Genomic DNA, 21,807 nt, shown 5'->3' with positions numbered 1-21,807 from the left:
GCCTTCGACAGAGTCTACTGATACCCTTTAGGGAATGGGTCCGGCTTGATCAGTTCGGGGCTCGTATAGACGATCTCGAACTGGCCATCGGCCTTGGCCTTGCCGACGCGGGTCTTGGACCAGAGGTGGTGGTTCGGATCGACGCGCACATAGCCTTCCGGCGCGTCCTTGAATTCCAGGCCCGGGGACGCCGCGACCACTTTGTCGACATCGAACGAGCCAGCCTTCTCGCAGGCCATCTTCCACAGGAACGGGCCGAGATAGGCGGCCTGGGTCACGTCGCCGATGACGGTCTTCTCGCCCCACATCTTGTGAAAGGCGCCGACGAAGGCCTTGTTGCTCTCGTTCTCGATGGACTGGAAGTACTTCATGCAGGAGTAGGCGCCCGCGATGTTGTCGCCGCCGATGCCCTCGACCTCGTCCTCCGTGACGGACAGGGTGAGCAGGGTCTGTTTCGACAGGTCGATGCCGGAGGCCTTGAGTTGCTTGTAGAACGCCACGTTCGAGCCGCCGACGACGGTGACGAAAATCACCTTCGGCTTGGTAAGCTTGATCTTGTTAATCACCGAGTTGAACTGGGTGTGGCCGAAGGGGAAGTACTCCTCGCCGACGACCTTGCCCTTGAGCACGCTCTCGATGTGCTTGCGGGCGATCTTGTTCGAGGTGCGCGGCCAGATGTAATCCGAGCCGATGAAAAAGAAGCTGTCGCCGCCCTTCTCCTTGTGGACCCAGTCGAGGCTGGCGAGGATCTGCTGCGTGGCTTCCTGGCCGGTATAGATGACGTTCTTGGACTGCTCCAGGCCCTCGTAGAAAGTCGGGTAGTAGAGCAGGCCGTTATACTGCTCGATCACCGGCAGCGCCGCCTTGCGCGAAGCCGAGGTGAAGCAGCCGAAGATCGCCGCGCAATGGTCGTTGACGAGGAGCTTCTTGGCCTTTTCGGCGAAGGTCGGCCAGTCGGAAGCGCCGTCCTCCTGGATCACCTTGATCTTGCGGCCGAGGATGCCGCCGGAGGCGTTGATCTGCTCGAAGGCGAGCTTTTCGGCCTGCGTGGCACCGGTCTCGGAGATCGCCATCGTGCCGGTGACGGAGTGGAGGATGCCGACGGTCACTTCGGTGTCGGTGACGGCGAGGCCCGTGGTGTTCACGGTATCGGCCGCAAAGACGGACGAGCTTCTCGTAGCGGCAATGATGGGGGCTGCTGCCAGGCCGAGTAACAACCGGCGACGAAGCTGAAGATAAGCGGTGCCTTCGTCTTTCGACGCCATCGGTTCGTTCCCCACTTTTCATTGCGGAGGACATGCCTTTGTCCACCCACGGTTGCTCCCTGGAGCAGGATCACTCCAACTCAACCGAGGCACACTGTCGGTAAGAAACTTCGTTTCTTAAAGGGTAAATTGGCTGCATGGTGCATCATTGCTGGGCAGGCTGAGCGCCTTTCCTTCACGACCGTTGAGCGGAGCCCGCGCCCGCCGATCCAGTCCAGTCCCGTCCCGTCCCGTCCTCATTTACGGCGGCGCGCGGGGGCGACACCGAACAGCGCGGCGAAAGTGACCGCGAAGACCGCATCCATGCCCGTCGACAGCGCGCCGCCATTGCGCGCGAGGACCCGCACGGCCAATCCGGCGGCGTTCGGAAGCGGGCTCGCTCCGCACAGGCAGCCGATTCCTTCGGCGGCGACCTGGAGCACGCCGATATCGGGACGGCAATCGACGCTCCCGAGGATCACCATCGAACCATAGGCCGCGTAGGCGCCCATGGGGGAGGCGGGGCTTGCCAGGGTCGCGCCGTCGAGGGTGGAGCGCTCGTTGACGAGGATGCGTCCATCCTCGGTCTCGACCCGTAGGGACAGGGCAATCCGGGAGAAGGGCCGGCCCATGCCGGTCGGATCGTGGCTGGCGAAGCCTTCGCTGACGATTACGCGGGCATCCGGGCCGACGACGATGCGGGTGTCGAGATCCAGCGCCGAGTCGGGAAACAGGATCATCGGATCGGGATGGAGCGCCAGGCTCGCGTCGCTGGCGATGGCCAGACGCGTGTCCTGGCGTGCCGCGAAGGCGCCGGTATCATGCACGACGGTGGCCGATTGGGTGGTGACATGGGCCCGGCTCCCGGGCCTCGCCGTGATGTCGAGGCCGAGGCGGTCGGCCCGGTAGAGCCCGCCGGAGGCCGATTGGAGATACAGCGTCGCGATGTCGGGATGGTCCGGATACATCCGGAACGGCCGGGTGATGTGGAACGGATAGGGCACGACCTGCCGCGACAGCACCGTGGTGCCGCCGCCGCGCACGAAGACGAGTCGCGCCTGAGAATGGCGCGAGCGGCCCGCTCCCTCCGGCGAGGCGCCCCGGACCTCCTCTCCCACGTCACTCAAGGCGCGAAGAGCACGGCGCGGCAGATCGCATCCGCCACGGCGTCGATTCCGTCACCCGAGCGTGCATTGGTGGCGATCATCGCCTTGCCGCCGCGCACGGCAGTGGCCTCGCTGAGCATGGCGGGGAGGTCTATTCCCACATGGGGGGCGAGATCGGTCTTGTTCACCACGAGAAGGTCGCAACGCAGCACGCCGGGGCCACGCTTCCTCGGGATATCGTCGCCCCCCGCCACGTCGATGACGAAGATCCACCAATCCACCAGATCGAGGGAGAAGGTGGAGGCGAGGTTGTCGCCCCCGGATTCGAAGATCAGGAGGTCGAGGCCGGGAAAGGCCGCCTCCAGGGCGTCGCCGGCGGCGATGTTGAGGGTCGGGTCCTCGCGGATCACCGTGTGCGGGCAGGCGCCGGCCTCCACGGCCGAGACCCGGGCCGGGTCGATCAGCCCGGACCGGCGCAGGCGCTCCGCGTCCTCCTTGGTGACGAGGTCGTTGGTGACGATGGCGAGATCGACGCCGCGCCCCGCCAGGACCGGGATCAGACGCTCGATCAACGCCGTCTTCCCCGAGCCGACCGGTCCGCCGATGCCGATCCGCGCGGCACTGGCGCGGGCAGGAGATGGGGTGAGAGTCATTGCGGTCTTGAGCATCAGCGCAGCATGTAGCGTTGGGCGAGGGGGAGGACCTTGGCCGGTTCGCAGGTCGCGATGGCCCCGTCGACGAAGACGTCGAAGGTCTGGGGATCGACGCGGATATCGGGGCAGGCGTCGTTCCAGAGCATATCGGCCTTGCTGAGCGTCCGGGTGCCATGGGCCGGCAGCAGCGCCTTGCGCAGGCCAAGTTCGTCGCGCAGGCCCCGCTCGATCGCCAGCGGATGGACGAAACAGGCCGAGAGCCCTTGCTTGGCGAGGCCGAACGCGCCCCATTGCGGGCGCAGCAGCATCGGTTCGCAGGTCATCAGCGACGCAGCGGAATCGCCCATGGCGCCCCAGGCGATGAAGCCGCCCTTGATGACGAGTTCGGGCTTGATGCCGAAGAAGGCGGGCCGCCACAGAACGATGTCGGCCATCTTGCCTTCTTCGAGAGAGCCGATGTGATCGGCAATACCGAAGGTGCGCGCCGCATTGATCGTGTATTTGGCGATGTAGCGCTTGATCCGGGCATTGTCGCCGAAGCCGGCCCGGTCCTCGGGCAGGCTGCCGCGCTGGTCCTTCATCTTGGAAGCGAGCTGCCAAGTCCGGCAGATCACCTCGTGGATGCGGCCCATGCCCTGGCTGTCGGAGCCGAGCATCGAGATCGCGCCGATATCGTGCAGCACGTCCTCGGCGGCGATGGTCTGGGCGCGGATGCGGCTCTCGGCGAAGGCCACGTCCTCCGGCAGGGCCGGGTTGAGGTGGTGGCACACCATCGTCATGTCGAGATGCTCGTCGAACGTGTTCACCGTGTAGGGATTGGTGGGGTTCGTCGACGAGGGCAGGCAATGGGGCAGGCCGGCGACGCGGATGATGTCCGGCGCGTGCCCGCCGCCGGCCCCTTCCGTGTGATACATGTGGATCACCCGGCCGCCGATGGCGGCGAGCGTGTCCTCGACGAAGCCGGATTCGTTGAGCGTGTCGGTGTGGAGCTGGACCTGGAAATCGTGCTCGTCGGCGAATCCCAGGCAGGCATCGATGGCCGAGGGCATCGCCCCCCAATCCTCGTGGATCTTCAGGCCGAGCACACCGGTCTCCAACTGCTCCTTGAGGGCCGCCGGCTTGTGGGTGTTGCCACGGCCAAGGAAGCCGAAATTCACCGGCCAATGCTCGGCCGCCTGGAGCATCTTGCCCGTGTTGAACGGCCCCCCGGAATCGATGCCCACGGTGATCGGCCCGAGCGAGCCGCCGAGCAGGGTGGTGATGCCCGACGCGATGGCGTGGTCAGGCAAGCCCGCGGAATCGAAATGGACATGGACGTCGATGGCGCCCGGCGTCGCGATCAGCCCCTCGCAATCGCGCACCGTGGTGCCGGCGGACACGATGAGCCGCGGATCGACCCCGTCCATGATCGCCGGGTTGCCGGCCTTGCCGATGCCGACGATCTTGCCGTGGCGGATGCCGAGATCGCCCTTCACGATGCCGAGCACGGGATCGATGACGAGGACGTTGCAGAGCAGAAAATCGAGGGCGCCCTCGGCCGAGGTGATGCCGGGCGCCATGCCGATCCCGTCGCGCAGGGTCTTGCCGCCGCCATGCAGGCATTCGTCGCCGTAGACGGCGTAATCCTTCTCCACGACGGCGACGAGGGAGGTGTCGGCGAGGCGCACGCCGTCCCCCGTGGTGGGACCGTAGAGGGCGGCGTAGTCGCGGCGGGGGATCGTCACCATGATCGTCTCCTTGATACCAAGCGGCACTGATCTTGACCGATGGCCGGGATCAGTGCGTTCGGCGGACGCCCGCCGCCGCGCCGTCGCGCGGGCAGACGACGATGAGGTCTCCTCATCGTCGTCCGGTCTGACACGCCCGGACTTCTAGGCACCCTTGAAGCCGCCGGCTTTGGCCCGCGCCAGGGCGGCGGCGCGGTCCGCCGGCGTATCGATCGTCCCCTGGGTCAGGTCGTTCAGCCCGGTGAGCCGGCGTTCGCCGCCGAACCCCACCAGGGTCACGGTCTTGCGCTGGCCCGGCTCGAACCGCACCGCAGTGCCGGCCGGGATATCGAGGCGCAGGCCGAGCGCCGCTTCACGATCGAAGTCGAGGGCGCGGTTGACCTCGAAGAAGTGGTAATGCGACCCGATCTGCACCGGACGGTCGCCGGTATTGACCACCTCGATAGTCGTGCGGGGACGCCCTGCGGACAGCTCGATCTCCCCCTCGGCGGGCAGGATGGCGCCGGGCTCCAGCGTATCGGCCGGCGCCCCTTCGGCGGGCCGGATCGGCTCGTGCACGGTGACGAGCTTGGTCCCGTCGGGGAACACGCCCTCGACCTGCAGGATCGGCAGCATGGCGGCGATGCCGGGCATGACATCCCCGGTGGTCAGGATGGTCGAGCCCCACCCGATCAGATCGGCGACGCTGCGCCCGTCGCGGGCGCCTTCGAGGATCTCGTCGGTGATGATGGCGACAGCCTCCGGATAATTGAGCTTGAGGCCGCGCGCGCGACGCTTCCGTGCCAGTTCCGCCGCCGTGAAGATGGTCAGCCGTTCGAGTTCGGTCGGTGTCAGCAGCATGGGCAATCCTCAACGCATGACGCGGCAGAAGGAGGCGGGTCTTCCGAGCCGCCATGCGGCAAGACGTGAATCAAGAAACCGCGGATCAAAAGACCGCGGGTCGGCAAACCACAGATCGATCGGGGCGCTGCGGGCTCGAAGGTGACAATCGGGGCCCGCCTTCCGGAACCGCACCTCAATTCGCGAACAAGCGCAGATCGGCCCGCGCATGGCGCATGGTGGCGATCTCGATCAGCGGTGTGAAGGCAACGAGCATGATGTCCGGGCTTTCCCTGTCGTCACGGGCCGCTCCCTGCATAGGTTGGGCCGCAATCTCCGCCAGAACCGGCATCAGGGCGGTCAGGATGCGCTGAGCCTCGATGGCGCCGACCAGCCCGAGCCTGACGGACGCGGTGACGAGGGCAGTGGCACATTGGTAGCCGGCGATCTCGGTGATCGCCGTTTCGTCCAGACCGAGGGATCGCCACAGCGCGCCCTGCATCACCGCCAGATGCCCGAGAAGGCGGCCGTCGCGCACGGCGCGTTGCAACCCGTCGGCCCCCGCCGTCCCGATGCGGGTATGGGCGGCGAGCAGCGCACCACCGTTGCGGCGGCTGCCCGTGCGCATCGGCTCGGGCAGGCAGGCCGCCTCCATGGCGGCATCGATCTGGGCGAGCCGCGCGAGATCCCCCGCCGCCCGGTGCGCCAGAACCAAGGCGACCCGGTCGCTGCCGGCCCAGCGGTGACGTAGAACGGCCTCGACCGCATGGCCCAGTTCGGCCCCGCCGAGGCCGTCGAGTAGCGCCGCAAGCCCCTCGATCCCATTCGAGAAAGCGAAGCTACCGCTTGGAAAGGCCGAATCCGCCTGCTGCAGGGCAATGAGCCGCTGCAGCATCAGGCGGCCTCGTTCCGAGCGTCGAGTCCATGCGTCACGCGTCCGCCAGAGACGAGATCGCCGAGGCGCGCCAGATAATCTTCCGGAGGACCTTCGAGCGCGACGAGAAGATCGTCACCATCGAACCGGACGCGCCAATGCAGGTTGCCGGCGTGGTAGCCAAGTTCGAGGGCGGCGATCTTGTCCCTGGGCGCGAGCCGAAGCCAGCGTTCCGCCCCGACCCGCACCACCACGGCGCGGTCCGCATCCAGGATAAGAACGGCGCCGTCGAACAGGGTTTCCTCGCGGGGCAGGGCGATGGCGATCTCCTCACCGCCCCTCGTCGTCGCCCGTAACCGCCGCCGGGCCATGTCGGCGCTGTCGATCGCCAGGATGTCGACGGCATGGCGGTGATCGAGATGATGCAGGCGGTGCGCGATCTCTGGATCGAGCCTGCTGCCTACGATACGGTCGATGACGCGCATTCGGTATCCGCTTCCCCGCAAGGTCCGGGAGACGAGATCAGGCTCAGTCGTTCCGGGCCGCCAGCTTTCGGGCGAACGTATATCGAAACGCGTCCACTGCAATCGCTTGCAGCCATCTTTCCCCATTCAAGCGGTAAGACGCAGGACGGGCCCTGATGCCGGGGCGAACTCGTCGCGCTACGGCGCCGCTGCCCCCGCGGTCAGGGGAGGGCGGTAGAAGGCTCCGATTTCGCGGATCAGATCGCGCCGCTGCTCCTCCACCAGATCCGCGAGGATGTCATCGTGATCCCGGCTGATGACCGAGAGCAGACGCACATTCGGATACTTGCCTTCGAAAACAACGAACACTTCCGCCTCCCCAGAAGGGTCGAGGGGATCGAGGCAGTAATGGTTAGCCATACCGAAACTCCGAGCCATCGCGACAAGAACTGGATTTCATCGAAACCCTTCCGACAAGGCGGCAACCAAACAATCACTCGTCGTTTCTAATCTTCCGAAACCTGTATCTCTCGGAAAATGACCTGTTCGGCCACTCAGCATTTCCAAGTTGCACATAGCGATGAAGACGATCACGCCCATGCCTTGGGGACATCGGCCTCGAATCGGCTGCTCCGATTGCCTCCACGGCTATCACGCAAAAGTAATGGCCGCTACCAAAATGGGTCCAAAAGCAGCAATTCCACAGTATTCACATATTTTGGAAAGAGAATGGTACCCTTGACTGGTACCAAAACGGGAGATGCCCGTCGGTCCGGCCGTTGCCTTCGTCCTTATGTGCGCAGGCGCAGCCGGTAGGCGTAGGCATCGCCGCGGAAGAGCCCTTCGACATACTCGATCAAGCGGGAATCGGTGCCGTAGGAGCGGCGCTTGATCAGCAGGCAGGGAAGCGGCTCGGAAAAGCCGAAGATCGCGCATTCCTGCGCCTCGGGGGAGGCGGCCTCGATGGTCTGCTCGCAATCGACCAGGGGAACGCCGCACTCGGCGAGGCGGGCATAGATGGACCCCGACAGGTCGACCTCGGCGAGGCCGGGCGCGAGACCGAGATCGTACCAGGCCTTCTCCACGGAGAGGGGAATGCCGTCCCCCATGCGCACACGCACGAGTCGGAGGAACCGGGCCGTGGACGAGAGACCGAAGATCGAGGCGATGGAGCGGTCCTCGCCGATCGTCCGTTCGAGAATGCGGGAAGAGGGGACGCGACCCAACTCGTGCATCTCCTCGGTGAAGCCCTTGAGGCGCTCCATCCCGGGCTTGATGCGCCGGAAACCGTCTTCCACGATGTAGCCGTTGCGGCCATGCGCGCTCACCAGCCGCTGCTGGCGCAGAGCGTCGTAGCATTGCTGGACGGTCTTCCTGCTGATGCCGAGATCCTGCGCAAGCTTCCGTTCGGCTGGCAGCGTGGCTCCGGGACCAAGAACACCGTCCGTAATCATGGCCCGGAACTGGTGCTCCAGCTGCCGATACATCGGAAGAGCCGTGTCGTTCTGGATGCGGAGGTTCGCGAAAACGCTTGGTGTTTTGGTCAATGCGGCGGCATCGTGCGAAGAGCGTGCGGGCAGCGTGTCACTGTCCCTTCCTTACAGGATCTTGCGGCGGGCTCGCTACATGGGAAGCGCCTTCGTGCTCGGGAGTTTCGTCGCGGCCGGCACGTTCCGGGTCGACCGGCTTCCCCATCCCGGCGAATCCCTCCTGGCCTCCGCCGTCGCCTGGGAGCCAGGAGGCAAGGGGTTCAATGTCGCCGCCGGCCTGCGCAGGCTCGGCGTGGAGGTCGATGGGCTGATCCCGGTGGGTACGGACCATCTCGCGGCGCTGGCGGATCCCGCGCTTCGGCGGATGGGCCTGCCCGCCGCCATGATACGGCACCATCCAGGCTCCACCGGCATCGGCGTTGGTTTCGTCGGGGCCGATGGCGAGAATTGCCTCGCAGTCCATCCCGGCGCCAACCTGCTCCTGTCGCGGGAGACCGTGCGCTCGGCGGCGGCGAGCCTCACCTCCTCCGCGATGGTGATCGCGCAGTTCGAGATCGGCGACGACGCCATCGCCGAAGCCTTCGTGACGGCGCGCGTGGCCGGCGTCCCGACCCTGCTCAATCCGTCGCCGTTCCGAATGACGCAGCCGGAGATCTTGTCGGGGATTCTGGCATCCACCACGATCCTCGTGGTGAACCAGACCGAGGCGGAGGCTCTCCTCGGATTCCTGTACCCCGGGCGGGCCGGCAGCAACGACCTGCGCGCCGTGGCCGGGAAGCTCGCGGAGGCGCTGCATGCACGTGGCGTGGAGGCGCTGGTGATCACCTTCGGCGCGGCCGGCGCGCGGATCGTCCTCGGCGGCTCGACCGTCCTGGACCAGCCGGCCTTCCCGGTGACGGCGATCGACACGATCGGTGCCGGCGACGCCTTCATCGCAGGCTTGGCGACGGGCCTCCTGACGGGCAGATCCTGGAGTGAGTGCGGACGGATGGCAGCCGCCTGCGGCGCCCTCGCGGTGACACGAAGCGGCGTCCTCGATGCACTGCCCGATCCAGGTGAGGTAGCGGAATTCCTCTGCGCCTACCCACCCCCGATGGAGGCCCCATGACCCGGCCGGGTTGGGGATGGCGGCCCGCCTCAGCGATAAGTGCCGCTGACTTCGTCGAACGCGTAGGCCCGGGCATCTCGGCCCGTCGCAGGGCGCACCTTTCCATCCTCGCCACGGACCGTGCCGGTGAGGGTCACCCGGATGGGAGGCCATGCGAGGGGCTTGAACGAATCCTCCGCTAGGATCTCGAGCTGACCCAGGCTCTTGCCCATCCCGCAGGGTTGCCCGTCATCGGAATCACAGGCGGCGGTGTCGTCGGACCCGGCGGGGACCTCGCCGACCACCCTCCAGCGAAGCGGCACCTTGCTGAAATGCAGCAGGAGGAAGCTGAGGCTGTGCGCGCCCGCCGCTCCATAGGATGTCAGGCGCAGGCCCATCACCAGACGAATCCGGTTCACCGGCCTCGTCGCGGCGCCGAGCGCCTCATCCACTTGAGGAGCGTCCCCGTTGCGGTTGCCGGTCCCGATCTGCCCGATATCGGCCTGCACGCCCTTGAGGCGCCAGTGCATTTCCTCCAGGGCGAAGGTTGCGGCGGCGATAGTCCGCCGGTTGGGCGTCTCTGCATTTTCCCCTGGCGCCGCCATCGTCGCAAAGCCTGTGAACCAAGTTCCGGTCGGGGTGGAGATCGTTGTCCCGTACCAGAACTCCGCCGGGCGGCCGTCCTTCATCAGGCAGGTTCCGGTCTCGGCGCGCGCTGGAATCCCGCAGATCGCCGCCAGAACGGTCTCCTTCGGCGGCTGAACGACGTCCGGATCGGCCGAGGCGGGCGAGAGTCCGCCGACAACCGAACCGGCCAGGACCAACATCGCCCACACTCTCACGCGCCTCGAACACCCATGACGATCACTGGATCTCTTCACGGGGCCAGACCGGGGATGGCCCCCACGGGGCCGATACGGGATGGAACACATGGACGGTGAAGCCTCGCCGGCATCCGGCATGCCGGACAGTGAGAGATCGGCCCCAGAGGGCAATGCCCGAGCACCACCCCGGCAATCCGGATCATTCGAACACACCGGCATTGGCCGCCTTCGCAGCAGCGGCGGAGCGGGAGGTGACGTCGAGGGCCCGCAGAAGCGCCGAGACGTGGATCCGGACCGTGAACGGGGAGATGTCCAGTTCCCGGGCGATCTCCTTGTTGGTGTGCCCCATGGCGACGAGACGCAGGACGTCGCGCTGGCGCTGCGTGAGCGGCGGAAGGGTGAGGCGCGGGGTGGCGAGGCCCGAGGCGGTGCTTCGCCTCATCACGCTCTCGCCATCGCGCAGCGCCGCGATCGCCTGCGAGATCTCCTTCGCGGGCAGGGATTTCCCGATGAACCCGTCGGCGCCCTCGGCCAAGACGGCGCGGATCACGGCTTCGTCCTCGATTCTGGAGACGACGATGATCGAGGCCTTCCGGAATTCCTCGCGCAGCGCACCGATGGAGCGATGGGGATCGATCCCGGGAAAATCCGGATCGAGGAGAAAGGTCTGCGGTGGCGGCCCGGCTCGCGACAGTGCCAGAACCTGCTCCATCGAGGCGGCTTCTCGAACGAGGGCTTCCGGGTAGAGCCGTTCGGCGATGTGGATCATCCCCGCGCGGAACAGCGGATGGTCATCGGCGACGATGATCGTCTCTTTCAACGTCCCGATCACTCCACTCCCGACCAGGGCATCGGATTCATCCCGCATGGGACCGAGCTGGCGGCTTACTGCCTGGACAGAGACAGGAAAGGTCAAGGCGGACGCCATAGGTCATGTGTACTAGTAGACCGATTTTTAACAGGTGCATAGAAGCTTGACCGATTAAGGAACGAGAAATTGCCAGGATTTTTTAGAATAATTTTAATATTTAACGTGCGGGATAATATTTATTAATAAAAATGTCGACTTATACTAGGATTTTCAATTATTTTAGCCAGAATATGGAGCTGGAAAGATGTCGAATACTGAGCATCAAACGCAAGCTCAGGACAGGAGCGCCGATCTCAAAGCGGCTCCTGCGGGACCGGTTCAGGCAAAGCCGGCCGTTTCACCGAGCATCATCGCCCTGGCGGGTGGCATCGTGGCGGCGGGCGCTATCGCGGCCTTCCTGCTCATGGGTGGCGGAGAGATGGCGGGGACGGCCGAACGCCCGGCCCTGAACCTCGTCAAGACGAGCGAGATCGACAAGGCCGCCGAGACCCTGGTGCCGGAGGAGAAGGAGAAGCTCGTCACGCAGGCCAAGGCCTGCACCGCGCCCCTCGGCAACATGCGCCTGTCGAAGATGACGGCGAATGCCGGCGGCGTGGTGCGTATCCGGGCGGGCAACTACCTCTCGCCGGCCTTCAACGTCGCCGAAGGGCCGATCAACATCGCGGTCCCGTTCCCCGCCCCCTACGAGGTCGGCAGGGGAGAGATCGTCGTCGAGGGCGCGGCCAAGGACGTCTTCTTCGAGCTGACGCCGGGCCTGAAGATCGACACGACGGGCGGCGTCCAGCGGATCCCCGTCATCTGGAACACCAGCAAGCCCTGCGGAGGCTGACCGATGTCGAAATCCGCCATCATCCCGTTCGTCATCTCGGGACTTCTCGTCGCGATCCTGACGCCTTTGCTGATGAGCACGGAATACGGGCCGGTGGCATGGTGGAACGCCGCCGGAAGCGAGTTGCGGTGGCAGGCCGCCATCGGGTCGGCCGCCGCCCTCTTCGCCGCCCTCGGCCTCGTGGTGACGGCCACGGCCGCGCGGCGGGCCGAGGCGGGCCTGGGGCAACCGGCCGGGGGCTTGAGCCTGCCGCGCCTGCTCTTCGCCCCGCGCCGCATCGTCGAGGCACGTTCACCCGACGAGGTCATCGCCACGCTCGAGGGCATGGTCGGCCTCGCGCCGGTCAAGCGCGAGGTCAACGCCCTCATCGCCCGGCTCGAACTGGAGCAGCGCCGCCGCGCGGAAGGTCTACCGGTCTCGGCGATCAGCCAGCACATGATCTTTACCGGCCCGCCCGGCGTCGGCAAGACCGAGGTGGCGCGGGCGATCGGCGAGATCTTCCGCGCCCTGAACGTCCTGCGTCGAGGCCATCTCGTGGAGGTCGACCGCGCCGGGCTGGTGGCGGGCTATGTCGGGCAGACCGCCGCCAAGACCCTGGAGAAGTGCCAGGAGGCCCTCGACGGGGTGCTCTTCATCGACGAGGCCTACACCCTCGCGGGCGGGTCCGGCGGCGGCGATTTCGGCAAGGAGGCGATCGACACCCTGCTGAAGTTCATGGAGGACAACCGCGACCGGATCATCGTGATCGTGGCCGGCTACACCAACGACATGCGCAGGTTCATCGACACCAATCCGGGGCTCGCCGGGCGCTTCACCAAGACCATCGAGTTCCCGCCCTACAAGCCGAAGGAGCTGTGCGAGATCCTCCGGCGCATGGCCGCCCGCCAGCAATTCACGCTGCCCGAGGGGTTCGAGGCGGCGCTGACCCCATGGCTCGCCCAGCGCTCCCGTTCCGACGACTGGTCGAACGCCCGCGAGATGCGCACCCTCCTGGAGAAGGCCCGCGAAGCGCAGGCCGCCCGCGTCGCCCTGGAGGGCGGCGACATGCGCCGCTTGGAGATCGTCGACCTGCTCTTCGCGATCGGCGAGGACGCCTGAGGGCCAGCGCCCCTTCCGGACCGCGACACGCACCGCGCCCGACCCGCATCAAGGCACGTCACATCCATGGAACGCCTCGACAAGCATCCCGCCGCCCTCTTCCTGGCCATCGTGCTCGGCGCGACCGCCCTGGTGGTCGCCCTGCGGCCGGACGTGCTCGCCCCCCTGGCGGCGACACCCTCGGCCCTGCTGCGCAACGTCCTGATCCTGGGGGGAATCGTCGGCGGCCTGCTCGCCGCCACCTACATTCCGGCGCGGATCGCCGGCATGCGGCGCGCGATGGATCAGGAGAGGGCGAACCGGAAGATCCGCCCGATCCAGTTCGAGGATGACGGCGCGGCGGTGGAGAAGAAGGACCTCCTCGCCACGGCGCTGGCGACCCTGGACGGCATGGTCGGCCTCGCGCCGGTGAAAGCGGAGGTGAAGGGCGTCATCGCCCGGATGCAGGTGGAGCAGCAGCGCCGCGCCCAGAACCTGCCCGTGGCGGCCATGAGCCAGCACATGGTCTTCACCGGCCCTCCCGGCGTCGGCAAGACCGAGGTGGCGCGGGTGCTCGGCAGCGTCTTCAAGGCGCTGAAGGTGCTGCGCAAGGGACATCTCGTCGAGGTCGACCGGGCCGGGCTGGTGGCCGGCTATGCCGGCCAGACCGCGATCAAGACCCTGGAGCGTTGCAAGGAGGCCCTCGACGGCATCCTGTTCATCGACGAAGCCTACGCGCTGGCACCCGGCGGGGCCGGCGGCGGCGATTTCGGCAAGGAAGCGATCGACACCCTGCTGAAGTTCATGGAGGACAACCGCGACCGGATCATCGTGATCGTGGCCGGCTACACCAACGACATGCGTCGGTTCATCGACACCAATCCGGGTCTCGCCAGCCGTTTCACCAAGACGATCGAGTTCCCGCCCTACAGCCCGCCGGAACTCGCCGAGATCCTGCAGCGCATGGCGGCCAACCAGGGCTTCGTCCTGCCGGAGGGCTTCCAGAAGGAGCTGATCCCCTATGTGAGCGCCCGCTCCCGCGCCGAGGATTGGGCCAATGCCCGCGAGATGCGCACGGTGCTGGAGAAGGCCCGCCAGGCCCAGGCGATGCGGCTCTCTGCCCATCCCGGCGGCGACATCAACCGGTTCGAACCCTCGGACATCGCCGCCGCCCTCGGCAGCCAGGGCGCAGGCGCGATCGACATGGAGGAGGCGCGCAGGGTCATCGGCCGCCTCGAGGCGATGATCGGGCTCGCCCCGGTCAAGCAGCAGGTGAAGACCGTGGTGGCGCGGGTCCTGGTGGATGCCAAGCGGCGCGCGGAGGGCATCGAGGTCGGCGCGGTGAGCCAGCACATGGTGTTCACCGGTCCTCCCGGCGTCGGCAAGACCGAGGTGGCGCGCATCATGGGCGACATCTTCAAGGCTTTGGGCGTCCTGCGGAAGGGCCATGTGGTGGAGGTCGACCGCGCCGGGCTAGTGGCGGGCTATGTCGGGCAGACCGCGGCGCGGACCCTGGAGCGCTGCAAGGAGGCCCTGGACGGCATCCTGTTCATCGACGAGGCCTACACGCTGGCCGCAGGCGGCGGTAGCGATTTCGGCAAGGAGGCGATCGACACCCTGCTGAAGTTCATGGAGGACAACCGCGACCGGATCATCGTCATCGTGGCCGGCTACACCGAGGACATGAGCCGGTTCATCGACACCAATCCGGGGCTTGCCGGCCGCTTCACCAAGACGATCGAGTTCCCGGCCTACGATCCCTACGATCTCCTCGAAATCCTGCGCCTGATGGCGACCCGGCAATCGTTCCGGCTGCCGGCCCGGTTCGAGACCGTGCTGCTCCCGTGGATCGAGCGGCGCGCGCAAGGCCGCGACTGGGCGAACGCGCGCGAGATGCGCACGCTCCTCGAGCGCCTGCGCGAGGCCCAGGCCCTGCGGCTCTCGGCCGATCCGCTCGGCGATCACGGCCAGTTCGAACTCGTCGACGTGGAGCGCGCCATCGGGGGCGCGGCGCCCTCCGCCACGGCGTCGTGACCGCATGAGATCCGGCACGATGACCGCGCGCGCCGCCGTCCATGGCAGCCTGTGGTACGAGGATCCCTGGTACCGGCTGGCCTGGCTCGCCCTGCCGCAGGCCGGCACCGTTCTGCTCGCCAACCTGCTCTTCGCCCTCGTGGCGCAGGGCGAATGGGGTCGGCCCGCCACCGGGTCCCGGCAGCGCGCCGCCGAACTCGAAATCCTGCGCGACCGCGCGGGCGGGGAGGGCGACGCCGCCGCGCTGAACCAGCTCGCGGCCGGAGCCAAGGCGGGGGAGATCGACGCCGCGACCCGGCTGGCGACCCTCTACGATCCCCTCGTCGCCGGACGATTCCCGCGCAAGACCGTGCCGAGCGATCGTGGGCGCGCAACCGAGCTTTACCGGGCCGGCAGCGATGCCGGGGATCCCGCCGCCATGGCGCGCCTCGCCGACCTGCTGCTCGAGGATTTCAACCCGGGCGACGACCGGACACGGGGATGCCGCCTGGCCAAGGCCTGGCTCGACCATCCGGCGACGACGCGGGACATGCTCCGCGGGGAGGAGCGCCTGGCCGAGAAGCTCGCCCGCTGCCTCGTCGATGCCGAGAGCGGCATTCCCCAGGATCCGCGGCGGGCCGGCGACCTCATCGTCGACACACTCCGGCTGAAATACGAACCGTCGATCCGCGCCTATGTGCGCGGCCTTGGGCTGCACAAGCCCGCGCTGATCCGCGCGCTGCAGGAGGCGATGGCGGCGCGGACCGTCGGCCGCTACACCGGTCCGGTAGACGGGCTCGTCCACCCCGAGACGATCGCGGCGTTGGAACGGGAGGCGGGCCTGCGCCCGTTCCTGCCGGAGCCCGCCCCGGAGCGCCGCGCCGAGACCGGCACCGGCCTGACGGCGGAGGAGTTCCGCAGCCTCGCCCAGGCGGCGACCCGGGATCTCGCCGCCCTGGCGCGGGTCCAGGCCATCGCCGACCGGGGGAATGCCACCGCGCTGGCGACCCTCGGCTACCTCTACAGCCCGTTCCTCAACAAGGGTGAGGTCTTCGCGCCGGACGCCCGGCGGTCCGCCGCCAATTTCGAGCGGGCCGCAGCGGCCGGCGCCCGCGACGCCGCCGCCCAGGCGGCGGGTCTCTACGACAAGGGCGCGGGCGCCCTGGAGAAGGACCCGGACCGGGCGGCCTCCCTCATCCTTCGCCAGCTCGAGCTCGATCCGGGCTACCAGGTCTTTCTGACGGACCCGGTCTTCGGCGCGACCTGGAGCCCCGCCTTCTGGGGAGCGCTCCAGCGGGCGCTGGCGGCGCGAGGCATCTACACCAACCCGGTCGAGAGCCGCCGCAACGACGCGGTCATCGCCGCGATCCGACGCTTCGCCCAGGCGAACGGGACGGCCCGGAGCCCATCGAGACCATGAGCAACGCGCGAGACGAGTGGCTGCGCGCGCACGCGGCCCTATGGTACGGCGATGCCCGCTACCGCCTGGCCTGGTTCGGCCTGCCGCAGGTGGTGACGCTGGGGCTGGCGGGGCTGTGCCTGTCCCTGGCCGCGCAGGGGGAATGGGGCCAGCCGGCCACCGCCTCGAAGGCGCGGGTGGCCGAGCTGACGACCTTGCGCGACCGGGCCGGCAAGGAGGGCGACCTCAAGGCGTTCCAGGAACTCACCGCCGCGGCCACGCGCAACCAGATCGACGCCGCGACCAAGCTCGGCACGCTCTACGACCCGCTGACCGCCGCCTATTTCCCGAAGAAGCCGTCGCCCAACGACTTCTCCCGGGCCGCCGCCCTCTATGCTCCCGGCGCCGCGGCGGGCGACCTCCTGGCGATCACGCGCCTGGCCGACGTGCTCCTCGATCCGGCCAATCCCAATGGTGACCTCAAGCGCGGCTGCCGCCTCGCCCAGACCTGGATGGACGACCCGGAGACGCTCAACCGCACGATTACGGGCGAGGAGCGCGTCACCGTCAAGCTCGCCAAATGCTATGTCGAGCCCGAGAGCGGCCTGCCGCAGGATCCCGTCAGGGCGGGCGAGCTGGTGACCGCGGTGCTGTGGCGCAAGCACCAGCCGACCATCGACGCCTTCGTCAACAATCTCGGCATGCAGAGCCCGGCCCTGGTGGCGGGGATCCAGCGCCATCTCGCCAAGTCCGGGCGCTATATCGGCCTCGTGGACGGGCGCGCCAATCCCGCCATCGTCACCGCCCTCCAGGTGGAGGCCGGGATCCGGAACACCGTCGCGGCCCCGCGGCCCGAGCCGCGCAAGGTGGCGCCGAGCGGGCCGGACCCGGAAGTCACGGCCCTGGCGGGCGCCGCCATGGCGGGAGACCGGGGCAAGATGGCTCAGCTCAAGAGCCGGGCCGATTCCGGCGACGCGGACGCGCAGATCGCCTATGCGCGCCTGTTCAACCCGGTGCGGAACAAGGGGCAGGTCTTCGCGCCGGATGCGCAGGTCGCCGTCGCGTATTACGAGCGGGCAGCCGCCGCCGGCAACGTCATGGCGGCGGGGGAGGCCGCCTCGATCTACGATCAAGGCTGGGGCAACGTCGCCAAGGATCCGAAGAAGGCGGCCGCCCTCGCCCTGCGCGGCGTCGACCTCAAGGACGACCAAGTCACCTTCTGGCTGCTGTTCGAGGAAGCGGGCAGTTGGAGCGGCCCGTTCTGGGGCGCCCTCCAGGCCGAATTGACCGCCCGCGGCTTCTACACGCTCCCCGTCGAGAACAAGCGCAACCCCGCCGTCATCACGGCCCTGCGCGCCTACATGAAGGCGAAGTCGTGAGCGGGACCGACCGGCTCGGCGCGCACGCGGCGCTCTGGTACGCGGATGCGCGCTACCGTTCCGCCTGGCTCGTCCTGCCCCAGGCCGCCATCGCCCTCGTGGCCGGCCTCGCGCTGCTCTTGCTGAAACCCACGGCGGATTGGGGCAAACCCGCCGACAGCAAGGACAGCGAGAAGATCTATCTCGACCTCCTCGACAAGGCCGGCAAGGATGGCGACAAGGCCGCCTTCGAGAAACTGAAGGCCGCGGCGGATGCCGGCGACATCTCCGCCCGCTCCTTCATGGGCGCCCTCCACAATCCCGAATGGGCCGGGATCTACGTCAAGAACCCCGTCAAGCCCGATGCCGCCACCGCCCTGAACTATTATCAGAAGCCCGCCGATCTCGGTTATCCGGGGGCCCAGCGGGGCATGACCGATCTCCTGCTCAACCGCGGGCGCGGCCAGTACGACCTCAAGCGCGGCTGTCGCTACGGGCTCGCCTTTCAGGCGAACCCGGTCGCGATCCGGAACAACTATCTGAACTCCTGGTCGACGCTCTTCTGGTTCGCCGGCTGCTACGCCGACGCGGAGAGCGGCGTGCCGAAAGACCCTCAGAAGGCCGCCGACATCTACATGGACACGGTGGCGGCCAAGCTGCCGCTGGCCATCGGCACCTTCACCGACGATCTCGGCCGCCAGCCCTCCGATCTCGTGGCCGCGATCCAGCGCAATCTCACCCGGCGCGGCTTCTATTCCGGACCGGCCGACGGGGCGGCGACGCCCCAGACCCAGGCGGCCATCCGTGCCCTGTCCGGCACCGCCGCCGCTCCGCAGGCTCGGCCCACCGATCCGGGCCAGCCGCCGCCCCAGGCGCGCCCCACGGCGCCGGCGCCGAGCACCGACGAGATGATGGCGCTCTTCAAGAGCGCGACCACCGACGCCGCCGCCGAGGGGAAGCTTCGCGCCCTGGCGGAGAACGGCGTATCGGTGGCGCAGTATCTCTACGCACTCCTCCTGTCCCCGGCCAACACCAACAAGCAGCGGATCACCGCGCCCGACGCCGCCCTGGCGAGCCGCTATCTCGACCGCCTTGTGGCGGAGCGGTCCTTCGCGCCAGCGGCCGCGGCGGCGGCCTTCCTCTACGATATCGGCGGCTCCAATCTCCCCCGCGCGCCCGGAAAGGCGGCGGACATGACGATCCGCGCCCTCGAATTGAAGTCAACGGACATCATTCAGAATCTCAGCGAGGACCGGTGGGGCGCCGGCTTCTGGGCGGCGCTGCAGCAGCGACTGGTCGACCGGAATCTTTATCACGGCCGTATCGTCGATCAGCGTAACGACCGGACCATCCAGGCGGCGCGCCGCCTCCTCGGCAACCCTTAGGAGATGCCCGTGGCGGCGGATCGCGGTTCGAATTCCCTGGCGTACCCGGTGCGGCTGGCCCGGTGCTGCCTCGCCCTCCTGGCGGGGATCGTCGGGCTCGGCCTCGTCCTGCCCGGCGCCGCCGAGGCGCAGATCAAGGTCCGCAAGGCCGATTGCTACGTCGAGGCCGATGGCAGGATCGCCATCAACGGCGTCTGCGAGTTCCTGACCGACGCGCACAGCTACGGGACGGGCGGGTTCCGTCTCGCCAGTTACGAGAACGGCTACCTCCGCTACGGGGTGGTGGTGGCGGTGACGAGCCCCGGAAGCGGCACGGCGACATGGAACGAGACGCCCGGCGGCAAGCCCGACGAGGGTCCCTCCGAAGCCGTCACCTCCGGCGGGGCCTGCTGGACCGGGCCACGCACCCGGACCTGCGCCTGGAAGATCGGCGAGGGCCGTCCCGGTTTCGCCGGGGGCGGCGTCGCGCCGGCACCCGGGATCGGCGCGCCCCGCACCGCCGATTGCCTCATCGAGGTCGGGGGCGCGGCGCGGATCGACGGCCCCTGCCAGTTCCGGGCGGATGCCGGACAGGACGGGGCGGGCGGATTCGAGGTCCGGTCCTATGCCAGGGGAGGGCTGGACTTCATCGCGCGGCTCACCCGCGATCCACGGGACCCGCAGAAGGCCACCGCCTCGTGGAACGAGCGCCCCGGCGCACCGCAGGCGACGGCTCCCCTCGGCACCCTGGCGCCCAAGGGGCCGTGCTGGGAGGGTGCGGGCGCGCGTCTCTGTGTCTGGCAGGCCGGACAATCTCGCGACGCGTCGGACCGGCCCGCCGCCGGTACCGATCCGGGCCGCGTGCCGCCGACCGAGACCGCGCGCCCGGCCTCGCCGCCCGTGCCCCGGGACAATGCGGGGACGGGGGCGGAGACGGGGGAGACACCGCCGGGGATGGTCCTGAAGTTGACCTTCAAGGGCCGCTGCGAATCGCTGGTGATCGATGGCGAGGACATCACCGCGTCCTGCGCCCCCACCGCCAGGAATTCCTCCACCACCGGGTCGGCGCGTGCCGAGTTCGTGTTCGGAACCTCCGACGACCGGGAGGTCAGCTTCCTCGCATCGGCGAAGGGATGGGTCGAGAGCGGCACCCTGCGTCAGCCCATCGACGAAGTGATGTACGAGGAGCGCGGCCAGAGCCTCCTCGTGAAGGCCAAGGGCGTCTGCGAGATGCCCAACCCCATGGGCGGCCCCGTGGTGATCACGTGCAGCGCCCAGACGTCCAACAGCACCTACACCGTCCGCTTCCGCACGGATGGCGGCAAGCCGGTCCTGGAGCGGTCCAGCCCCGGCTGAGCGCCAGCCACGACTCGCCCGTTCCATCCCGAAGCCGAGGAGAAGCCCATGACACACCGCCTCCCGAACGCGGCCCTCCGGTCCACCGCGCCGCTGCGATGCTCGGATTTCCGATCCTTGACCCTCCGATCCTTGGCGCTCGCCGGCCTCCTCGGGCATGGCCTCGTGCTGCCGGCGCTCGCGGAGACGGAGAACAAGACCGCCCGTCCGGGCCAGCGGATCTTCCTCCAGGGCTTCACCCATTATTTTCCCCAGCAAGGGTGCCGTTCCAAGGCGGCCTTGATCAGCCTCGTCTCACCGCCGCGCGGCGGGCGCGTCGAAACCCGGCGGGAGCTGAGAGTACTCGGCAGCAAGATCGACGAGCGAGGCGCCACAATTCCGCAGGTGGATGGCTGCGAGGACGTGAAGAAGGATTCGATGTCGATCTTCTACACCGCACGGCCCGATTTTTCCGGTCTCGATACCCTGTCCGTCGCCGTGACCTTCGGCGACGGGACGACGGTGCCCTACACCTTCCGGATCAGGGTGCCGGAGGGCGAACGCCGCCAGGCTCCCGCCGTCTCGCAGGCGCCGGCCCCGCGCGGCAACGGCGCGGGCCAGGCCGCCGGAACCACCGCGACGGCACCGGCGGCGCGGGCCGCCAGCACCGGCGACTTCCTGCGCGACACGGTCCGAGAGGCGACGCCCGCTACCCGGCAGGCCCCGGAATCTCCCCCTGCGAAGGCGGCCAATGCACCGGGCGCTACCGCCTCCGCGCCTCCCGCCCGCGTCGAAGCCCCGGCGTCTCCGCCCGCCCCGCGGGAAATGGCGCCCGCGCCCCGGCCCCGTCCGGCTCCCATGCCTCAGCTGTGAGGTGTCCCGTCTCGGAATCCGGTGGTCCGCGCGAGCGCTGCCGCAGCACCGCCGCCGATGACCTGCCGAGCGGTGCAGTGAGGCGATGACGCAGCTTCTCATCGGGGCGATCGTCGCCCTCGGCGCGATCCTCTATGTCGCACGCGTGCGGCAGATGCTGAATGCCGCCACGCGCGCGCATTTTCCGCGACGAATCCTGCTGGTCTACATCCTCGTCCAGACACTGATCTTCGGGGCCGTCCTTGCAGGCGGCATCTGGCTGGTGTCGTGGCTGATGCGCTGACGGGGGGATGACCGGCAGCGCCTTGCGGAGCGGGATGATTGCTTAGAACCGGGCACCATGCCGTCCGGCTCCCACGGCCCCTCAGAGCCGGCTTCACACCGGTCAAATCATGGCTGT

The 21,807-nt window shown here is 68.1% G+C and carries 21 protein-coding genes; 10 read left to right on the top strand and 11 right to left on the bottom strand.

Annotation, left to right across the window (positions count from 1 at the left end):
• Positions 1–14: 14 nt before the first annotated feature.
• The 9 genes from urtA to ASF32_RS08625 all read right to left on the bottom strand — a co-directional run bounded on the left by urtA (position 15) and on the right by ASF32_RS08625 (position 8,374).
• The gene (gene urtA / locus ASF32_RS08665; protein ID WP_056426452.1) at positions 15–1,265 is read right to left on the bottom strand and encodes an urea ABC transporter substrate-binding protein; all 1,251 of its coding nucleotides are present in this window, start codon (positions 1,263–1,265) and stop codon (positions 15–17) included.
• Between the two features lie 236 nt (positions 1,266–1,501).
• Positions 1,502–2,362 (bottom strand): urease accessory protein UreD, encoded by an 861-nt coding sequence (locus ASF32_RS08660; RefSeq protein ID WP_056426449.1) that lies wholly within the window; start codon positions 2,360–2,362, stop codon positions 1,502–1,504.
• 5 nt (positions 2,363–2,367) lie between these two features.
• The gene (gene ureG, locus ASF32_RS08655) at positions 2,368–3,003 is read right to left on the bottom strand and encodes an urease accessory protein UreG (RefSeq protein WP_056426691.1); all 636 of its coding nucleotides are present in this window, start codon (positions 3,001–3,003) and stop codon (positions 2,368–2,370) included.
• A gap of 14 nt (positions 3,004–3,017) precedes the next feature.
• Positions 3,018–4,730: an urease subunit alpha gene (ureC, locus tag ASF32_RS08650; RefSeq protein ID WP_056426688.1), complete on the bottom strand. Its 1,713-nt coding sequence runs from the start codon at positions 4,728–4,730 to the stop codon at positions 3,018–3,020.
• Positions 4,731–4,874: 144 nt separating this feature from the next.
• Complete coding sequence (locus ASF32_RS08645; RefSeq protein ID WP_056426446.1) at positions 4,875–5,570, bottom strand: urease subunit beta; 696 nt, start codon at positions 5,568–5,570, stop codon at positions 4,875–4,877.
• A 175-nt stretch (positions 5,571–5,745) separates the two neighbouring features.
• Entirely contained in the window at positions 5,746–6,444 is a 699-nt protein-coding gene (locus ASF32_RS08640) for an urease accessory UreF family protein (protein ID WP_056426443.1), read from the bottom strand.
• A complete protein-coding gene (gene ureE / locus ASF32_RS08635) occupies positions 6,444–6,908 on the bottom strand; it encodes an urease accessory protein UreE (RefSeq protein ID WP_056426440.1) in 465 nt (154 codons plus the stop codon). Before ureE ends, ASF32_RS08640 begins: the two co-directional genes overlap by 1 nt.
• A gap of 177 nt (positions 6,909–7,085) precedes the next feature.
• Positions 7,086–7,307 carry a hypothetical protein gene (locus ASF32_RS08630; protein WP_056426438.1) on the bottom strand — a complete coding sequence of 74 codons (222 nt, stop codon included), beginning with the start codon at positions 7,305–7,307 and terminating at the stop codon, positions 7,086–7,088.
• A gap of 371 nt (positions 7,308–7,678) precedes the next feature.
• Positions 7,679–8,374: a GntR family transcriptional regulator gene (locus ASF32_RS08625; protein WP_200919077.1), complete on the bottom strand. Its 696-nt coding sequence runs from the start codon at positions 8,372–8,374 to the stop codon at positions 7,679–7,681.
• A 139-nt stretch (positions 8,375–8,513) separates the two neighbouring features.
• Here ASF32_RS08625 and ASF32_RS08620 point away from each other — a divergent pair, with 139 nt between their 5' ends.
• Positions 8,514–9,485 carry a ribokinase gene (locus ASF32_RS08620; protein WP_056426432.1) on the top strand — a complete coding sequence of 324 codons (972 nt, stop codon included), beginning with the start codon at positions 8,514–8,516 and terminating at the stop codon, positions 9,483–9,485.
• A gap of 29 nt (positions 9,486–9,514) precedes the next feature.
• Here the strand turns inward: ASF32_RS08620 and ASF32_RS08615 are convergent, their stop codons facing one another.
• Both ASF32_RS08615 and ASF32_RS08610 read right to left on the bottom strand, forming a co-directional pair.
• A complete protein-coding gene (locus tag ASF32_RS08615; protein ID WP_156467733.1) occupies positions 9,515–10,291 on the bottom strand; it encodes a hypothetical protein in 777 nt (258 codons plus the stop codon).
• A 196-nt stretch (positions 10,292–10,487) separates the two neighbouring features.
• Positions 10,488–11,120 carry a response regulator transcription factor gene (locus ASF32_RS08610; protein WP_056426686.1) on the bottom strand — a complete coding sequence of 211 codons (633 nt, stop codon included), beginning with the start codon at positions 11,118–11,120 and terminating at the stop codon, positions 10,488–10,490.
• A gap of 283 nt (positions 11,121–11,403) precedes the next feature.
• Here ASF32_RS08610 and ASF32_RS08605 point away from each other — a divergent pair, with 283 nt between their 5' ends.
• From ASF32_RS08605 to ASF32_RS08565, 9 genes are all read left to right on the top strand, one after another.
• Complete coding sequence (locus tag ASF32_RS08605; RefSeq protein ID WP_056426427.1) at positions 11,404–11,988, top strand: hypothetical protein; 585 nt, start codon at positions 11,404–11,406, stop codon at positions 11,986–11,988.
• Positions 11,989–11,991: 3 nt separating this feature from the next.
• Positions 11,992–13,086, top strand: a complete 1,095-nt coding sequence (locus ASF32_RS08600) for an AAA family ATPase (protein ID WP_056426424.1) — start codon at positions 11,992–11,994, stop codon at positions 13,084–13,086.
• 66 nt (positions 13,087–13,152) lie between these two features.
• Positions 13,153–15,099 (top strand): AAA family ATPase, encoded by a 1,947-nt coding sequence (locus ASF32_RS08595; RefSeq protein ID WP_056426420.1) that lies wholly within the window; start codon positions 13,153–13,155, stop codon positions 15,097–15,099.
• A 19-nt stretch (positions 15,100–15,118) separates the two neighbouring features.
• On the top strand, positions 15,119–16,498 hold the full coding sequence (locus ASF32_RS08590) for a hypothetical protein (protein ID WP_056426415.1): 1,380 nt from the start codon (positions 15,119–15,121) through the stop codon (positions 16,496–16,498).
• Positions 16,495–17,856 carry a hypothetical protein gene (locus ASF32_RS08585; protein ID WP_056426412.1) on the top strand — a complete coding sequence of 454 codons (1,362 nt, stop codon included), beginning with the start codon at positions 16,495–16,497 and terminating at the stop codon, positions 17,854–17,856. The genes ASF32_RS08590 and ASF32_RS08585 overlap by 4 nt, the downstream gene beginning before the upstream one ends.
• The gene (locus tag ASF32_RS08580; protein WP_056426409.1) at positions 17,853–19,220 is read left to right on the top strand and encodes a peptidoglycan-binding protein; all 1,368 of its coding nucleotides are present in this window, start codon (positions 17,853–17,855) and stop codon (positions 19,218–19,220) included. Before ASF32_RS08585 ends, ASF32_RS08580 begins: the two co-directional genes overlap by 4 nt.
• Positions 19,221–19,229: 9 nt before the next feature.
• Complete coding sequence (locus tag ASF32_RS08575; RefSeq protein WP_056426406.1) at positions 19,230–20,555, top strand: hypothetical protein; 1,326 nt, start codon at positions 19,230–19,232, stop codon at positions 20,553–20,555.
• A gap of 117 nt (positions 20,556–20,672) precedes the next feature.
• Positions 20,673–21,407, top strand: coding sequence for a hypothetical protein (locus ASF32_RS08570; protein WP_200919074.1), 735 nt, complete (start codon positions 20,673–20,675; stop codon positions 21,405–21,407).
• An 85-nt stretch (positions 21,408–21,492) separates the two neighbouring features.
• Complete coding sequence (locus ASF32_RS08565; RefSeq protein ID WP_056426402.1) at positions 21,493–21,690, top strand: hypothetical protein; 198 nt, start codon at positions 21,493–21,495, stop codon at positions 21,688–21,690.
• Positions 21,691–21,807 lie beyond the last annotated feature (117 nt).

This window comes from Methylobacterium sp. Leaf91, assembly GCF_001422815.1.
GTDB lineage: Bacteria > Pseudomonadota > Alphaproteobacteria > Rhizobiales > Beijerinckiaceae > Methylobacterium.
The sequence above is the reverse complement of the archived record's forward strand: the minus strand, read 5'-3'. Positions and strand labels throughout refer to the sequence as shown.

What these genes read in the sequence shown, in the direction of transcription:
- ASF32_RS08630 (WP_056426438.1), bottom strand. Translation starts at nt 7,307, where the DNA reads ATGGCTAACCATTACTGCCTCGATCCCCTCGACCCTTCTGGGGAGGCG.
- ASF32_RS08605 (WP_056426427.1), top strand. Translation starts at nt 11,404, where the DNA reads ATGTCGAATACTGAGCATCAAACGCAAGCTCAGGACAGGAGCGCCGAT.
- ASF32_RS08565 (WP_056426402.1), top strand. Translation starts at nt 21,493, where the DNA reads ATGACGCAGCTTCTCATCGGGGCGATCGTCGCCCTCGGCGCGATCCTC.
- ASF32_RS08590 (WP_056426415.1), top strand. Translation starts at nt 15,119, where the DNA reads ATGACCGCGCGCGCCGCCGTCCATGGCAGCCTGTGGTACGAGGATCCC.
- ASF32_RS08600 (WP_056426424.1), top strand. Translation starts at nt 11,992, where the DNA reads ATGTCGAAATCCGCCATCATCCCGTTCGTCATCTCGGGACTTCTCGTC.
- ASF32_RS08585 (WP_056426412.1), top strand. Translation starts at nt 16,495, where the DNA reads ATGAGCAACGCGCGAGACGAGTGGCTGCGCGCGCACGCGGCCCTATGG.
- ASF32_RS08620 (WP_056426432.1), top strand. Translation starts at nt 8,514, where the DNA reads ATGGGAAGCGCCTTCGTGCTCGGGAGTTTCGTCGCGGCCGGCACGTTC.
- ureG (WP_056426691.1), bottom strand. Translation starts at nt 3,003, where the DNA reads ATGACTCTCACCCCATCTCCTGCCCGCGCCAGTGCCGCGCGGATCGGC.
- ASF32_RS08625 (WP_200919077.1), bottom strand. Translation starts at nt 8,374, where the DNA reads ATGTATCGGCAGCTGGAGCACCAGTTCCGGGCCATGATTACGGACGGT.
- ASF32_RS08645 (WP_056426446.1), bottom strand. Translation starts at nt 5,570, where the DNA reads ATGCTGCTGACACCGACCGAACTCGAACGGCTGACCATCTTCACGGCG.
- ASF32_RS08595 (WP_056426420.1), top strand. Translation starts at nt 13,153, where the DNA reads ATGGAACGCCTCGACAAGCATCCCGCCGCCCTCTTCCTGGCCATCGTG.
- ASF32_RS08615 (WP_156467733.1), bottom strand. Translation starts at nt 10,291, where the DNA reads ATGTTGGTCCTGGCCGGTTCGGTTGTCGGCGGACTCTCGCCCGCCTCG.
- ureC (WP_056426688.1), bottom strand. Translation starts at nt 4,730, where the DNA reads ATGGTGACGATCCCCCGCCGCGACTACGCCGCCCTCTACGGTCCCACC.
- urtA (WP_056426452.1), bottom strand. Translation starts at nt 1,265, where the DNA reads ATGGCGTCGAAAGACGAAGGCACCGCTTATCTTCAGCTTCGTCGCCGG.
- ASF32_RS08640 (WP_056426443.1), bottom strand. Translation starts at nt 6,444, where the DNA reads ATGCTGCAGCGGCTCATTGCCCTGCAGCAGGCGGATTCGGCCTTTCCA.
- ureE (WP_056426440.1), bottom strand. Translation starts at nt 6,908, where the DNA reads ATGCGCGTCATCGACCGTATCGTAGGCAGCAGGCTCGATCCAGAGATC.